Source organism: Nostoc sp., assembly GCF_036919555.1.
In the GTDB taxonomy this organism is placed as follows: Bacteria; Cyanobacteriota; Cyanobacteriia; order Cyanobacteriales; family Nostocaceae; genus Nostoc.
In genome coordinates this window covers 100,305-114,457 of sequence record NZ_JBALCS010000104.1, presented here as the reverse complement: position 1 = coordinate 114,457, position 14,153 = coordinate 100,305, and the positions used below count along the sequence as shown (strand labels likewise).

At 39.8% G+C, this 14,153-nt stretch carries 18 protein-coding genes and 1 pseudogene; 8 read left to right on the top strand and 11 right to left on the bottom strand.

What is annotated here, in order from left to right; translation table 11 throughout:
• The first annotated feature begins 106 nt into the window (after positions 1-106).
• Entirely contained in the window at positions 107-529 is a 423-nt protein-coding gene (locus tag V7K36_RS29470; RefSeq protein ID WP_335121195.1) for a hypothetical protein, read from the top strand.
• 102 nt (positions 530-631) lie between these two features.
• On the opposite strand, the gene V7K36_RS29465 is transcribed toward V7K36_RS29470, so the two are convergent.
• Positions 632-1,036: a type II toxin-antitoxin system VapC family toxin gene (locus V7K36_RS29465; RefSeq protein ID WP_335121194.1), complete on the bottom strand. Its 405-nt coding sequence runs from the start codon at positions 1,034-1,036 to the stop codon at positions 632-634.
• Positions 1,036-1,260: a FitA-like ribbon-helix-helix domain-containing protein gene (locus tag V7K36_RS29460; protein WP_335121193.1), complete on the bottom strand. Its 225-nt coding sequence runs from the start codon at positions 1,258-1,260 to the stop codon at positions 1,036-1,038. The genes V7K36_RS29465 and V7K36_RS29460 overlap by 1 nt, the downstream gene beginning before the upstream one ends.
• A 226-nt stretch (positions 1,261-1,486) precedes the next feature.
• Here V7K36_RS29460 and V7K36_RS29455 point away from each other — a divergent pair, with 226 nt between their 5' ends.
• The 3 genes and pseudogenes from V7K36_RS29455 (at position 1,487) to V7K36_RS29445 (ending at position 2,642) form a co-directional block, all read left to right on the top strand.
• Complete coding sequence (locus V7K36_RS29455; RefSeq protein WP_335121192.1) at positions 1,487-1,711, top strand: DUF433 domain-containing protein; 225 nt, start codon at positions 1,487-1,489, stop codon at positions 1,709-1,711.
• A gap of 101 nt (positions 1,712-1,812) precedes the next feature.
• A pseudogene (locus tag V7K36_RS29450) lies at positions 1,813-2,153 on the top strand (XisI protein).
• 18 nt (positions 2,154-2,171) lie between these two features.
• Positions 2,172-2,642, top strand: coding sequence for a hydrogenase maturation protease (locus V7K36_RS29445; protein WP_335121191.1), 471 nt, complete (start codon positions 2,172-2,174; stop codon positions 2,640-2,642).
• An 82-nt stretch (positions 2,643-2,724) separates the two neighbouring features.
• Here the strand turns inward: V7K36_RS29445 and V7K36_RS29440 are convergent, their stop codons facing one another.
• The 3 genes from V7K36_RS29440 to V7K36_RS29430 are packed head-to-tail and all read right to left on the bottom strand — an operon-like array spanning position 2,725 to position 4,855.
• Positions 2,725-3,099 (bottom strand): hypothetical protein, encoded by a 375-nt coding sequence (locus V7K36_RS29440; RefSeq protein WP_335121190.1) that lies wholly within the window; start codon positions 3,097-3,099, stop codon positions 2,725-2,727.
• 18 nt (positions 3,100-3,117) lie between these two features.
• Complete coding sequence (locus V7K36_RS29435; RefSeq protein ID WP_335121189.1) at positions 3,118-4,404, bottom strand: SagB/ThcOx family dehydrogenase; 1,287 nt, start codon at positions 4,402-4,404, stop codon at positions 3,118-3,120.
• Positions 4,367-4,855 carry an ankyrin repeat domain-containing protein gene (locus V7K36_RS29430; protein ID WP_335121188.1) on the bottom strand — a complete coding sequence of 163 codons (489 nt, stop codon included), beginning with the start codon at positions 4,853-4,855 and terminating at the stop codon, positions 4,367-4,369. The genes V7K36_RS29435 and V7K36_RS29430 overlap by 38 nt, the downstream gene beginning before the upstream one ends.
• A gap of 645 nt (positions 4,856-5,500) precedes the next feature.
• Here V7K36_RS29430 and V7K36_RS29425 point away from each other — a divergent pair.
• A complete protein-coding gene (locus tag V7K36_RS29425) occupies positions 5,501-5,710 on the top strand; it encodes a TOBE domain-containing protein (RefSeq protein WP_335121187.1) in 210 nt (69 codons plus the stop codon).
• 612 nt (positions 5,711-6,322) lie between these two features.
• On the top strand, positions 6,323-7,084 hold the full coding sequence (locus tag V7K36_RS29420; RefSeq protein ID WP_335121186.1) for an ABC transporter ATP-binding protein: 762 nt from the start codon (positions 6,323-6,325) through the stop codon (positions 7,082-7,084).
• A 121-nt stretch (positions 7,085-7,205) separates the two neighbouring features.
• Here V7K36_RS29420 and V7K36_RS29415 read toward each other — a convergent pair whose 3' ends face one another.
• Entirely contained in the window at positions 7,206-7,736 is a 531-nt protein-coding gene (locus V7K36_RS29415; RefSeq protein WP_334826795.1) for an orange carotenoid protein N-terminal domain-containing protein, read from the bottom strand.
• Between the two features lie 216 nt (positions 7,737-7,952).
• Here V7K36_RS29415 and V7K36_RS29410 point away from each other — a divergent pair, with 216 nt between their 5' ends.
• On the top strand, positions 7,953-8,330 hold the full coding sequence (locus V7K36_RS29410; protein ID WP_335121185.1) for a hypothetical protein: 378 nt from the start codon (positions 7,953-7,955) through the stop codon (positions 8,328-8,330).
• A 159-nt stretch (positions 8,331-8,489) separates the two neighbouring features.
• Here V7K36_RS29410 and V7K36_RS29405 read toward each other — a convergent pair whose 3' ends face one another.
• Together V7K36_RS29405 and queG are read right to left on the bottom strand one after the other, a co-directional pair.
• Entirely contained in the window at positions 8,490-9,125 is a 636-nt protein-coding gene (locus V7K36_RS29405; RefSeq protein ID WP_335121184.1) for an HAD-IA family hydrolase, read from the bottom strand.
• Complete coding sequence (gene queG / locus V7K36_RS29400; protein WP_335121183.1) at positions 9,100-10,074, bottom strand: tRNA epoxyqueuosine(34) reductase QueG; 975 nt, start codon at positions 10,072-10,074, stop codon at positions 9,100-9,102. The genes V7K36_RS29405 and queG overlap by 26 nt, the downstream gene beginning before the upstream one ends.
• A gap of 508 nt (positions 10,075-10,582) precedes the next feature.
• On the opposite strand from queG, the gene V7K36_RS29395 reads away from it, so the two are divergent.
• Positions 10,583-11,014, top strand: coding sequence for a ketosteroid isomerase family protein (locus V7K36_RS29395; protein ID WP_335121182.1), 432 nt, complete (start codon positions 10,583-10,585; stop codon positions 11,012-11,014).
• 77 nt (positions 11,015-11,091) lie between these two features.
• Here V7K36_RS29395 and V7K36_RS29390 read toward each other — a convergent pair whose 3' ends face one another.
• The 3 genes from V7K36_RS29390 to V7K36_RS29380 all read right to left on the bottom strand — a co-directional run bounded on the left by V7K36_RS29390 (position 11,092) and on the right by V7K36_RS29380 (position 14,081).
• Positions 11,092-11,517 carry an ATP-binding protein gene (locus tag V7K36_RS29390; RefSeq protein ID WP_334826800.1) on the bottom strand — a complete coding sequence of 142 codons (426 nt, stop codon included), beginning with the start codon at positions 11,515-11,517 and terminating at the stop codon, positions 11,092-11,094.
• Positions 11,518-11,520: 3 nt separating this feature from the next.
• Positions 11,521-13,194: a SpoIIE family protein phosphatase gene (locus V7K36_RS29385; protein WP_335121181.1), complete on the bottom strand. Its 1,674-nt coding sequence runs from the start codon at positions 13,192-13,194 to the stop codon at positions 11,521-11,523.
• Between the two features lie 167 nt (positions 13,195-13,361).
• Complete coding sequence (locus tag V7K36_RS29380; RefSeq protein ID WP_334826802.1) at positions 13,362-14,081, bottom strand: response regulator transcription factor; 720 nt, start codon at positions 14,079-14,081, stop codon at positions 13,362-13,364.
• Positions 14,082-14,153 lie beyond the last annotated feature (72 nt).

The following is a 14,153-nucleotide window of genomic DNA, read 5'->3' as shown; positions in this document are numbered from 1 at the left end:
CCCTTTTATTCAAAACTCGTAGCGTAACACACTAAAACTGATAGAAACAGTGCGTTAGGCTTGGCTTAATTCACTTCAACAAAACAGAAATTTACAAGGTAAGCTTGTGTCTGATTTAGCGCTACACGAATATCTCCCTCGCGTTCCCGATGCAGGATTGCAAGAATACATAGAATGGTGTGTTTTAGAGCAGGCAAAAGCCGCAGAATGTAACTTTACTCCAGATACAAGTAAGTTAGATAATTTGCCGCCAGCAGACTACATCCCTAAACTTGTCGATCAGTTCATGAAAGTTAAACCAGACCCAATTAGAGCAGGTTTAGTAGCAGCGATCGCAGGTAAAGAAGCTGACAAACACGCTTTATCAGGTTTAGCGATCGCTGCCGATTTTGTATCCCTTTATGTCAAGTACTTAATCCCTAAAGAGGGAAGTACTAGAGAAGAGGCTGAAGAACTCTTGACTAAAGCATCACAACATCAGTCTGAGAAACTTACTGAAATTGCCAAGAAACATGGTGTAGAGTTATAGTTTCCTGCTGATAAATTATTTTTCAGAGGCTTTGTCTGTATTTTGGACTTTAGACAAAAAGCTTTGTTTGCGAATGTCATTTGCAAACAAAGCTTCTGGCCATCATAAATTACCTGATTCTAGTAATACAACGCGATCGCCAAACTTAACCGCCAGTTTACGATCACAAGTCAGCACTTGAGTATCAGCTTGAATTGCTGCTGCCACGAATAACGTATCGTAGAACGAATGACTTGCCTCGACTGCCAGTTTTAGAGCAACATCCCGAATTTGAGAACTAGAAATAATTACATCAACCAATGCCTCAGCATCTTGCAGCGCATCTAAACCTATTTGCAACGGTAGTTGCCGGAATTGTATCCATTGCCAAATCACATTGCCCAACTCGGCAAACAACGAATCAGGCACCACAATCTGATCTACAGTTTCTAAAGCAGCGATCGCCTCTTCACACCTGTCCTCTACGTGTAAGAGCGCATAGGCAAATATCATTGTATCAATCACCATCAGGGTCGTCCTTCTGATTTCCAAGTCTGTACCCGACTTTCTGATTCCATCGGTAACGCTTCCGCCCGTTGACGAATACGAGCAAGCACTTCATCACGTTGGCCATAGCGTTTTTGCAACAAATCGCGGACTTCTTGCTCCATCGAAATCCCCTTTTGTCCCGCCAAGCGTTTAATGCGATCGACTAACTCATCAGATATATTGCGAATGGTAATTGTTGCCATACTGCCTCCTTTGCTAGTGCTATTCGACTAGCGGATTATTACCTTTATGCTAGCAGTTTGCTGGCATATGAATAGCCTAAATTATTTCAGCATCCCTACCTGAATATCCGCCTCCAGCTTTGCCAAATTAGCTGAAGCAAAAAGAAAGTTTGAAAACACGCCTTAGTGGTTAAGCAAGGCGACTCTTTATCTTAAAATTGAGGAAACACATTTAACTTTATAGTTAATGGACAAAATTGTAGTTAACTCGCAAATTCATTTTGGTAAACCTTGCATAGCAGGAACACGCATTACTGTACAAAGCATTCTTGAACTACTCAATGATGGGCTTTCTTTTGAAGAAATTATCCGAGACTACTATCCAGAGCTACAAATTGAGGATATTCGTGCCTGCTTACGATACGCGATCGCGCTGGTGGCAGCTGAAGACATTCACTTAGTATCTATTTGAGCATGAGATTCTTACTAGATAGCATCACAACATCAGTCTGATAAACTTACTTAAATTGCCAATAAACATGGTGTAGAGTTATAGTTTCCTGTGATAGTTCAATGGATAAACTAAGTCATTATAGAAATATTATTAAAAATATTCTCATAGAATATGACCGCCTCTGCAATAGCTCACCTGATGACGACGTAGAGAGCCTTTAGCACTCGATGATGAACGCGATCAATATCTATGGTTTCAGCTTGGCTAGCAAAAAAATCGCCGAATTAAAGGCATTACTGTACATATTCGCATTAAAAATAACAAAATTTGGATCGAAGAAGATTGGACTGAAGAAGGTATCGCCACCGAATTATTAAACGCAGGGGTTCCCCAAAGTGATATTGTGTTAGCTTTTCATCCTCCAAGCGATCGCGCTTTAACTGAATTTGCAACTGCTTAAGCTATTAAACCTTATTCCATGCTAACTATTATTGGTTGTGGAAATCTCAATCGCAGTGACGACGCAGTAGGCGTAATCATCGCCCAGCGCTTACAAAAATATCTAGCTGAAAACCCTCATCCTAATGTGCGAGTTTATGACTGTGGCACCGCAGGGATGGAAGTAATGTTTCAAGCTAGAGGTAGTAAACAATTAGTAATTATTGATGCAAGTTCAACTGGTTCAGAACCGGGTGCTGTGTTTAAAGTTCCAGGAAAAGAACTGGAAGCTTTGCCAGAACCTAGTTATAACTTGCATGATTTTCGTTGGGATAATGCTTTAGCCGCCGGACGGAAAATCTTTAAAAATGACTTTCCCGAAGAGGTGACAGTTTATTTAATTGAGGCGGCAAATCTTGCTTTTGGACTGGAGTTAAGTCCTGCTATCAAACATTCTGCTGATTTGGTTTTTGAAGAGGTAGCTGCACTTATCAGCCAAAACCATGAGTAGTACTTTTCAATTTCAAACTCCTGTACAGACGCGATTAATCGCGTCTCTCCAAACTCCTAACTCCTAACTCCTAACTATTCTCTTATGCCCAATCCCGATAAACAGAAAGTTCATCTACCCTCATTTCAAAAGGTACGCCTTGACTCTCTGGCGGACAAACACGGATTTTAGCACTGCTGACAACTCCGTAGAGTAATGTCCCCATTGGCACTATTTTTTGCAAAATACGCCAATTAGTAACTTGATCGGGACATTCAATTACCAATGTTAGAGCATTGGCATGGGTTGTGACATACCACCGACAATTAGATAGAAGATTTTGAATGATGCGATCGCAAGCATCATAAAAGTATCTACTAATAGAATACTCTAGTTGCTGCCGCAGTATAATATCTGCCGATGTCGGTTGCATAGGATGTGAGTCATCACCATTAAAGTAATACATCTTTCTAGCCATCTCTCTTTAGCTTCCTGCTTATATTCCAATTACCATTCCATAAAGTACATCTTTATTTGTTTCTAATAATTCCTGGGTTTCATCATCATAATAAGCACCTATTCCACTACATTGAATTCCCAAATAATTACTAGTTAAATAAAGTCTCTGTGCTAGAAAACCAGCTATTTGCATAGCAGTTTGATAATTTAAATAATCTGACACAAAAAATAAAGTTACAGCGCTATCTTTAGCAATAGCCTGATTAATACATAAGTAACCCGTCTTTTCACTAAAATTACCCGTCTTAACCAGATACGTACCTTTATATAACCCAGGTGTCATTCCCTCTACTCGATGCACCACTGAGTAAATTTCTATTTCCTCATAATTTTCTGTCGGTATTGGCTGCTGAAGTTGCTGCATTATATATAAATAATCTTCTTGAGAAATAGACTCTTTCCGGAAACGTCTAATAGAACGTCTATCCCAAACTGTTTGATAAAATTTATCCTTGTCAAAGTCAAATTGAGGATACTCTAATTTCTGCTGACGGCTCTTTTGTAGAGTAGTTGCTTTATAGGCATCTTCAATAAATTGATTAGATTCAAAATAATCAGTACCGCAGACAAAAGGAACTTTCAGCCTTAAGTGTCTGATTTTCTTGTCTTGTACTTCTCCTGACACCGCACAAGCAGTAATAAACTCCTTATTCTCAAATCCCAAATCTGAATTGAGCGCAAGTTTATCAAAGTCGAAAATTAATTGTATATCTCGGTTGTGGAGAAAAGCTGAAGCTGCTAACGCACCTAAATGATGCCCGCTATCTAATAAGCAATATCTTATGCTTCTATTTTGATATTTCCAGCTAGACCTATAATAAACACAACTAATTAAAAAGATGAATCCGTTGATACTTTTCCCCGGTATAATATAACTCTCTAACCCATCATCAATTAATTCATAGATAAGAGTTAGACAATTATTCTCAACTTCTAGATGATATATACCATCTACTATTCCCTCGATACCGCGAACCTGTACGTAAACTTCTGTGGGGTACAGAGCGCCTGCTGATGGATTCACTCGCAGTTTATAAGGGCCATCTTTATACACTTTCTCCAGGGTTATTGCACTGGTTAAGGAGATAAAAGAATGAACAGGATTATTGAGATTTAATTTTACTCTCCGATAAAATTTTGGATAAACTTTAAATGGAGATGGCTGCGTTGAAGCATCTACATAATTTGGATCAATTTGTACCGATAAGTAAGAATGCTTGGTAGCTTCATGATAAGCTTTGCCCGATATTTGACTTTGTGGCATTTTTAAGTATTCTTAAAACTTCTACATTGCTTGCAAAATCCATAGCTTTATAGTCGTCTAAGTTTTTCAAATTTAAGTTAGGATGATGCGGTAAAAGTAACTTAACGACTTCTGTCTTTCCGGCTGATGCTGCATACATTAAAACAGTTGCACCGTTATCATTTTGATTGTCAATATTAATATTGACAGCCAGTAGTAAATTAATTAAATCGTAGTGATTACCAAAACAAGCAAACCACAAAGCATTATTGCGATCGCTATTTCGAGCATTGATATCCGCACCTGCATCAATCAGTTCCTTAACGACTGCATAAACTCCCTCTCTTGTAGCTTTCATCAAAGCTGTATCGCCATTTTCACCTGGCTGATTTAAATTCCCAGGATTATAGCCTTTTGCTATTAGCCATTGGGTTGTTGCTTCACTCAAATCTTGCCTGTTTACTTGGCTCATAATTGTTCCTTAAATGTCACAAACCTAAGTTATTTCTCAGCATAAACTTGCTTGGAAAACTTAATGGTGGGCATTACCCACCATTATTTGAAAATGCTATACGAGTAGCTAAAGTCTATTACTTGAATAAACCAACTAGTAATAAGTTGACTAGCAACAATTGAACTTAGTTATATATTATCACTCTAATAATTTTAAATTCTGAATCATTTGTAAAGAAAAAATCTTGAGAAACACTGAAAATGCAGCATTTTTTACAATTTTATTTCATCATCTAGACTAATAGCAGATAGTCTCAACTTAACGTTGAAAGGGCGGTTATAAAACGTAACTAGATGAGGCAAAACCCAGGTCGGTGTGGCTCTTGTTTGTGTAGCCGCGAATGACCTTCGCCAGGGCTGTGCTACTAAATACTAGCGATATCTAAAATGTGAAACGCCTACCCATGATCAATACCTGAAAATGCTCAAATTTGATGTAATATTTTCATTGAATATTATGTTTAATCAAACAGAAATATTACACTGAGATTTACTTTATGTCAGTGACACTTATTAAGAAATATAAATTAGTTCATTTTCTTTACAAAAATGTGCTTTAAAGTATGCTAGTTTATTTAAGTATTAAGTAAATCAGAGACAAAAAATGGAAATTAGCGCTCGCAATTCTCTCAAAGGTACTGTCAAAAAAGTTGTGCATGGTGGAGTTAATACTGAGATAACTTTAGAATTGGCACCAGGAATAGAGTTAGTGTCAATCATCACAAAATCATCTGCGGAAACGCTGGGACTTGTAGAAGGTAAGCAGGCTCATGCCGTGATTAAATCATCAGATGTGATAGTTGCTGTTGATTAAAAAATAGGCAAGTTGCCTTTTCTTGCAAGCAGCTCTATCTCTAATACCAAATCAGGGTTAGCGCATTTCAAAACCTATTGACAAGCGGACTTATTTGATCTGCAAGATCGGTTTGAAAGTGGCACTATCCGAGTTAGGGTAGAACTCTTACCATCTAGCCGCAAGATCAAAATAATGCCAACAGGATTTGAGAACAAGAAAAGCAAGAAAAGCAACAGCAAATCCCAAACTCAACACTCTGCTAGAATCCACCTATAAATAGGGTTTGAGACGCGCTAACTCTGGATTTACTTTTCTTTCGTACTAAAGTTGTCAAAGCTTATAAAGACAGTAGAGAAATTTATAAAAAATTAGATGCAGCTTATCTTCAAATAGAAGCAAAGATTGATAAAATGCCTAAATTAGGCGAGTAAGAATCTATGGTTGCAGCGAATTTAACTAACTAAAAAAAACCAGTTAAAAGCTTTACCACAGCTAGCACTAATATATACCCGTCTGCTGCAAAATTTAGAAGATTACCAAAATATCCTTTTTGTATCACTCTCCGAAAACAAAAATCAAAGGCAAATTTTAAAACTCTGACTGGTATTAGGTTTGTGGCTTTATATCTTTATGGCAAATACTATTTTAATTACCGATTCCCTGGTTGAAAATCCTGTACCGAAACCAGTAATCATTCGACTAGAAAACATTTTCAAGATTTATGGTAGTGGCGAAACAGAAATCCGAGCGCTGAATGATGTCAACCTAATTGTGGAACAGGGCGAATATTGTGCAATCATGGGACCTTCAGGTTCTGGTAAATCCACAGCCATGAATATTATTGGTTGTCTAGATCGTCCTACTTCTGGACATTATTACTTAGATAATCTTGATGTAGCCCAAATGGACGATCGCTCATTGGCACACATCCGTAATAAAAAGCTGGGGTTTGTGTTCCAACAATTCCACCTATTGCCCCAACTAACAGCATTAGAAAATGTGATGCTGCCGATGGTGTATGCTGGCCTAAATCCAAAAGAAAGAAGCGATCGCGCAATAGTTGCACTGACGCGAGTCGGTTTAGCAAATCGCCTCAACAACAAACCAACTCAACTATCTGGTGGACAACAACAACGAGTAGCGATCGCTCGTGCGATCGTTAATCGTCCCGTAGTACTCCTAGCTGATGAACCCACAGGCGCACTTGATTCCCACACAACCCAAGAAGTCTTAGATATTTTTGGCGAACTAAATTCCAGCGGAATCACGGTTGTCATGGTGACACATGAACCAGAAGTTGCTCGTCAAACCCAGCGCATCGTTTGGTTCCGTGATGGTGAAGTAGTACATTCTAACCTCACCCCAGCCGACTTGAATCACCTTGCTGTTTAAAGTCCGCGTTCGCCCTTGGCGTTCTGGCAGGGTAGGTAAACTTCTCTACCAGACGCTAGGCGAACGTTAATGTAGTCGCTATTTCTAGTCGCCAGGGCTGATAAATGGGGTTTTGATATGATTATAAACTCGGCGTTTTCCCAGTTTCTGCTTGCGTTGCGATTGGCTTAACATCGGTGTAACCCACTTCACCAGCTATTGTCCGAAACACCGACATTTGTTCTTCAAATTCTAATCCTTCAATTTGCGAAAGCAAATCTTTAATTTCTTTAGTTGGCTGGTAGGTGCTTGGCAAATCAACCACCGTATCTCCCATAGCTACCGCCCAAGCATACCAAACTAACAGCTGGTTGTTTTCTTTTATCGCCCCATAAGCACGGGAATATTCTGTATCTTTGCGGTTAACAATATCCCGCATAATATCTAGTTGCTGCTCATCTGATAATTCAAAATAATCTCCAAGCAGAAGTGGTGCTAACTCTGGTTCGGCAGCAGCTGGAGCAGCTGGGGTGATCGAGTCACCCATTTTTTTATAAACCAAATAGAACCAGGCTAATTTTGCATCAGTATCTAAGGCGTTAAACGCATCCACCAATTTTTGAGTTTCATTGCTCTGGGCTTGAGAAATAGTTTTATCGTAACTTGCAGTCATAAATTTGTTTCCAAGGAAATTTTACACGCCAAACTAAGTGGTACCAGAGTTTGATAATCAGATTCTACTACCCATAGAAAGAGTTAAATTAATTTAAAATTGCAGCTTTAATCTACCTTTTAATAGAGGTAAAAGTCTCCCCCAAGAAGCAAGAAAGCAGCATATTACTTTGCTATAATTACCACAACAATAAAAAATTTACCTAAGGTTTTAATTATGCCTGATGAAGAAGTGAAGCCCAATTTAAATGAAGCTTCCACCCAGGATGCACAATTAGCTGCCGATAGCATAGCTAGTGGTGAAGAAAAAGCGCCAACGGTCAATTTTGATGCTGATTATGCAACTGCACAAAAATTTAGCGTGAGTGAAGTTGACCGCACAGGTAAAGGTGCAGCAGCAGCCGAAGCAGCGACTGCACCTAAAAATCAAACCTCTAAACCACAAGACACAAAAACTCAAACGCAGTCAACTGGTAATCCTGATGATTTTATGGAGTTAGCAAAGGAAGTTGGGAATTCTCCGAATGAGGGTGTAACTAATGTCAGTGATGATCTAGTACAACAAGCTTTGGAAAAGGGCGAACGGAAAAATTAAGTTTTCCGGATATCTTACTATTTTGTAGGGTGGGCAATCTCACAAATATTAAAATTGAAGTTATCGGCATTGCTAGACATTGCCCACCTTACTGTTTTAGTAAATCGTCAATAGTTAAGATTTTCACTATCTACTTTTGAATATTGATTGATTGATTAATTAACAACCATTCATCACTTCTAATAGTTCGCTAGGTTGCTGAATTAAATAATCTGGATTTTGCTTGGCTAATACTTCTGATGAGTTAAAGCCCCAAGTCACTGCAATTACTTGGATATTTGCTTTTTTTGATGCTTCTATATCTCTGGTTTCATCTCCGACATAAATAACTTCTTGAGGTTTGAGTTGATTTTGCCTTAATACATTATTGATTATGGTTGTTTTGCCAAAAATTGTAATTCCTGAGTAGATAAAATCAAATAGGTGATTTAAATCATTAATTGTCAGGAATTGCGTCACATTTTCTTTAGAATTAGAAGTGATAATGCCCAGCTTATATCCTTGATTTTGGAGTTCTATTAATGCTTCTTTAATTCCCGGAATGGGCTTTAACTCTGGGATTTTGTTTTTTAATTCCCCTTTAACTTTTTTAACTAGAAAAGGTATCTTAAATAGAGAAACTCCTGAGTACTTAATAATTTCCCTAGATGTGAAGTTTTTAAGGACGGCTAATTGCTCTGGGCTTATTTGTCTATAACCAAAGTCTACAGCTAGACGATTAGCAATACTTACAAGGGCATCTACTGTATCAGCAATTGTGCCATCAAAATCAAAAATAATTACTTTCGGGGTCATTCTTTCGCCTGGATGCGTCAAGATTAGCTAGGGCGTTGCGTCGTAACATTTCTGGCTTAATCCGCCGCAAGGCAGATGCTGGAAATCGTTTATCCCACTCCTGATCTGAGATTTGGGCTAATTCTAGCAGTTGGGGAGCAATATTCCCAGGATAAGGCTGAAACTCTGCAATATCAGTTGTGCTGGCAAAACGTTGATTCCAAGGACAAACATCTTGGCAAATATCGCAACCAGCAACCCAGCCTTGCAAATGGGGTATGATTGTCTCTGGTAATTCCTCGGCTCGATTTTCAATGGTATGATAAGCAATGCAGCGATTAGCATCCACTACAAAAGGCTGAGTAATTGCACCCGTAGGACAAGCTTGAAGACAACGAGTACAGCTACCGCAGTGTTCTGTATGCGGGCGATCGCTCTCTAATTCCAAATTGGTCAACACTTCTCCCAAAAATACCCAAGAGCCATATTCTGGTGTAATCACATTACCATTTTTGGCAATCCAACCAATTCCGGCTTGTTGAGCTAAGACTTTATCTTGCACCGGGCCAGTATCTGCATAATAGCGAGCTTCTACGCCTTGATCAAGTGATTCTAGCCATGTAGATAGCTGTTTGAGTTTTTTATCTATCACCTTGTGATAATCCCTTCCCCAACCATAACGGGAAATTTTCGCATATTCCTCGCCTTCGGGACGTTGATCTGGTGTGTAGTAATTTAGCGCCACACACACTAGCGATCGCGCCTGTGGCATCACTAAGCTGATATCCTGACGCTTGGGATTAGCCATCCATTCCATATCGGCGTGATAACCCAGTTCAATCCATGCTTGTAACCTCTGCGCTTCTGTGGCATCTACCCTATCTACAGCAGCAATTCCAACTTTGTGAAAGCCCAATTCCCTGGCTTTTTCTTTCACTACACTGCTGCTTGTTACGGAATACTGATTCATTTTTTTATTGGGATTTTGCCTAAATAAAGGCGATCTAATTTTATATTACATAGTCAATCCCTTTGATTAAGATTTGTTACTTCCATACATATAAATTTTATTTATAGCCCAATGCGTTGCCTGCCCCATCTTGAGTGAGCTTAATTTCCTCCTTTTTAAGGCTACGGTATACACACAAGTCATCGAATTACCCAAAACAAAAACCTCACCCTGTCCTGACAGACATCCCTCTCCTTACCAAGGAGAGGGAAAGGTTTTGCGTAGCAGAACCAGGGTGAGGTGGTTTTCTTAGGCTATTCGATAAACCGTAAATTGCGTCAAGAAAGACTTGTGTGTACACGGTAGCCTTTTTAAGGAGGGTTAGGACTGCGTCGTACTGAATTCTGCTGTAAAACTTCCATCGTGAGGAAGATTTACCAATATATGGTAATCTATCTCAACAGCAGCTTTCTTTTTAACTATTTTTGTATTGAAATTAATATTCAGCTAGCATGACACAGGTAATTTTATGACCTCTGCTGAATTTAGATCGCCAGGGCAGTTGAAAGGAGAATTCCAGATTGAGGGAATTACAGAACCAAGTATACTGCGTTATTTTGAAACCTTAAATGCCGGAGAATTTGAGGCAACTGCTGCCTTGTTTGCGGTAGATGGTGTAATGCGTCCACCATTTGAATCTGATATTGTGGGGACAGATGCGATCGCAGCCTACTTAAAACAAGAAGGTCAAAACATTAAAGCTTACCCCAACACCGGAATAGCCGAGACTTTAGAAAACGGTGATCTCCAAGTCCAGGTAACAGGCAAAGCCCAAACTTCCTGGTGTAGTGTAAATGTCTTGTGGCTATTTATTCTCAACCAACAACGGCAAATTTCCTATACTAGAATCAAACTTTTAGCTTCTCCCCAAGAGTTACTTTCTTTACAGCGTGAAAAGTAGGAAATAAATATAATGGCTTTATTCTGACTCCTGAGTTCTGAATTGTTCAATAAAATTTGAAAAATAGGAACTTTTGTCTATTTGACTAATTCAGGTAAAGTAGCTTCTAACTTGAGACAGTTGGCACCATTAATCTGCAACTGATACTCGACCTTATCCATAAGACGATTCATAATCATCCAACCATAACCACCTTCTTGTTTTTCCATAGGGTCTGGAGCGTAGTAGCTAGACATATCAAAGCCTTCGCCATAATCCCAAACTTCTAGGGAAAGCTCCCGACCTTTGAGTTCCAAACGCAGTAAAATCGGTAAATTTGGTTTCTCCTTGTGAGCATGACGGACTGCATTTGAGTAGGCTTCTACCAAAGCTAGTCTCAAACGACTTGATTGCCGTGACCAATCTACAGAGTCTCCTAACTGGATTTTCAAACATCCGAGCAACCAGTTTTCGACAATATTAAGAAAATTCAAGTCACTTGGTACATGAAGCTCACTTTTCATGACTTACAAAATCTCCAGTGAAAGTATAGTTTGATCATCTTCTTGAACCTGGTTATCTGCCTGGATGCGAGCTAGTAAATGCTTAAGAGAAAGCGGTTGTTCCTCTTGTTGTAAGAGTTGCCAAAGACCATCTTGATTCAGCATAGAACGGTTAACTGACTCAACGTCAGACTCGGTTTTTACTACTGAATAAAAATTAGTTGATACCATTGCTTCTGTAATTCCATCGCTGGCTAATAACAATGTGTCTCCAGCAGCGAGAACCAAACGACCAGACTGTGCCTGCCACTTAGGCAAGATCCCCAAAGGAATGCTGCGGACTTTGAGGTAATTGGGATTGTCGGCTAAAGCGCCTTGGCGTGACCATAATAGTGGATAGATATGACCAGCATTAGTGTAGACGAGTTCCTTAGTGGTAGGGGTATAACAGACTAACACAAGGGTGATAAAATAATTGTTGCTAATCAAGTCTTCACTGAGAGCATGGTTGAGGTTCTGCATGACCACATTTGGCTCGGCTGGTGCTTCTTGAGATAATTCCCGACGCAAAACTGAAATAATACTAGCCATAAATAAAGCCGCGGGGACGCCCTTGCCAGAAACGTCACCCACTGCTAGCCACAAGTCGCCTTTGGGATGAACAAAAACTTCAAAAAAATCGCCCCCTACTTCCCGCGCTGGATAACAGCAGGCTTGCACTTTCACACCTTTGATGTCAGGTAAACTTTGGCGTAGCAAGTTGTATTGAATTTGGCGAGCCACTTCCAACTCATTGTGAATCTGCTGTTGCTTTTCTTGGAGGCGCTGGTAGAATTTTGCTTGAGAGAGGGCTAAGGCTGCTTGTTCGGCAACATCTACAATCAGTTGGATGTCTTCGTCTTTCCAGGGGCGATCGCGTCCCCATTGGTGGAGGGCTAGCACAGCCAAGAGATGCTGCTGGTAGCTAAGTGGTACAACCAGGTGGTGAGAAGGATTACCGTTATATACATCTTCAGCAAGTTGATAATGACGGGTTTCCAGCACCTTTTCAATTAAAAGACTGGGATCGAAGAAGAAATCTGATACATCAGATTCCGAATCGGTGTAAAAAAACTGGTCTTGTGTGAGGCGATCGTCCTCCACTGGTCTGAGCAAGCAACTGGTAGCTTCAAATGTTTGTCCAATAGTTGCTACAATCTTTTGCAGCATACTGTCATAGTCTAAAGATTCCCGAATTGCAGTTGTTACCGCATTAAACAAAGATTCTCGCCGTAGGGACCGACGTAATTCTTGCGTGCGCTTCTTAACTAGGCGATATGTATCACTGGCTTGCTCAACTAACCCTCTCAGCCGATCCGGATTCCAGGGTTTGGTAATGTACTTGAATACTTGACCGGAGTTAATCGCATCCACCAAATCTTCGACATCAGTAAAACCAGTTAACAAAATCCGAATCGTGTCTGGAAAGCGCTCTACAGTACGACTCAAAAATTCAGTGCCATTCATTTCTGGCATTCTTTGGTCAGAAATAATCACCGCCATTTCGCCAAATTTCTCCAAGATTTCCAGAGCAGCAAAGGCATGATTGGCTTTATATACTTGAAAATCTCGTCTGAAAGTGCGGTAGAGTAGATCTAAGTTATCTGGCTCATCATCTACCACCATGAGCTTAAGTTTGTCCAACCCGATCTCAGACATATTTAACTTCAGTTTTCACATATTTGAATGGCGAGATAGCATAATGTTTATCCCACCTGATAAATAACAAAAAATCAGAGAAGCCATTCACTTTGAAAATATAACTTTCTCAAAGTTGTGAGTTTCTCTTGTTCATCCTCAATAATTGCTCCACGCCAAAATTAACTTTATCCAACTAACCCAGAACGCAAGGCGCGGACTGCTGCTTGGGTACGGTCATCGGCACATAGTTTATTCAAAATATTGCGAACGTGAGTTTTAACAGTCCCAACAGTGATGTAAAGTCTTTCCGCAATTAGTGCATTGCTACAACCTTCGACAATCAACTGTAACACTTCTAATTCCCTTTCTGTCAGGGTGTAAGGTTGAATTCCTTCCAGATTCTCGACAGAATCAGGGTTAGAGGCAATAGTCTTGATATCGACAAAAGCCGATTCCAACTTTTGGGGATTTTGTTGCGCTTGTTGTAATACAATCCGAGCGATCGCCGGATCGATCCAGGCGTTGCCATTGTAAGTTACTCGCACTGCTTCCAGCAAATTATCGAATTTGATATCCTTCATACAGTAAGAGTCTGCCCCAGCAGCAAAAGCTGCCAACACCGCTTCTTTGTTATCCCGCAGCGTCAAAATTAACACCTTTGTGACTAGCTGCTGCCCATTAGTAGTAGATTTTACCTCCCGTGTCAGTTCAATGCCATCCTTATCTGGTAAACCAATATCTACAATCGCAATATCTGGTTGTAGCATTTTTAACATTTTTAGTCCCTCAGCAGCATTAGCAGCTTCACCTACAACTTCAATTTCATCTTTTTGCTGTAGTGCTGTCCGAATACCTACACGAGTTAGGTCATGATCTTCAATCAGAGCGATACGAATTTTACTCATAGCCAACTTCAGCCCGTTACACTACCTTAACTATAAAGTCGAGTTTCGTGACATACTCCCACACTAAGCGCA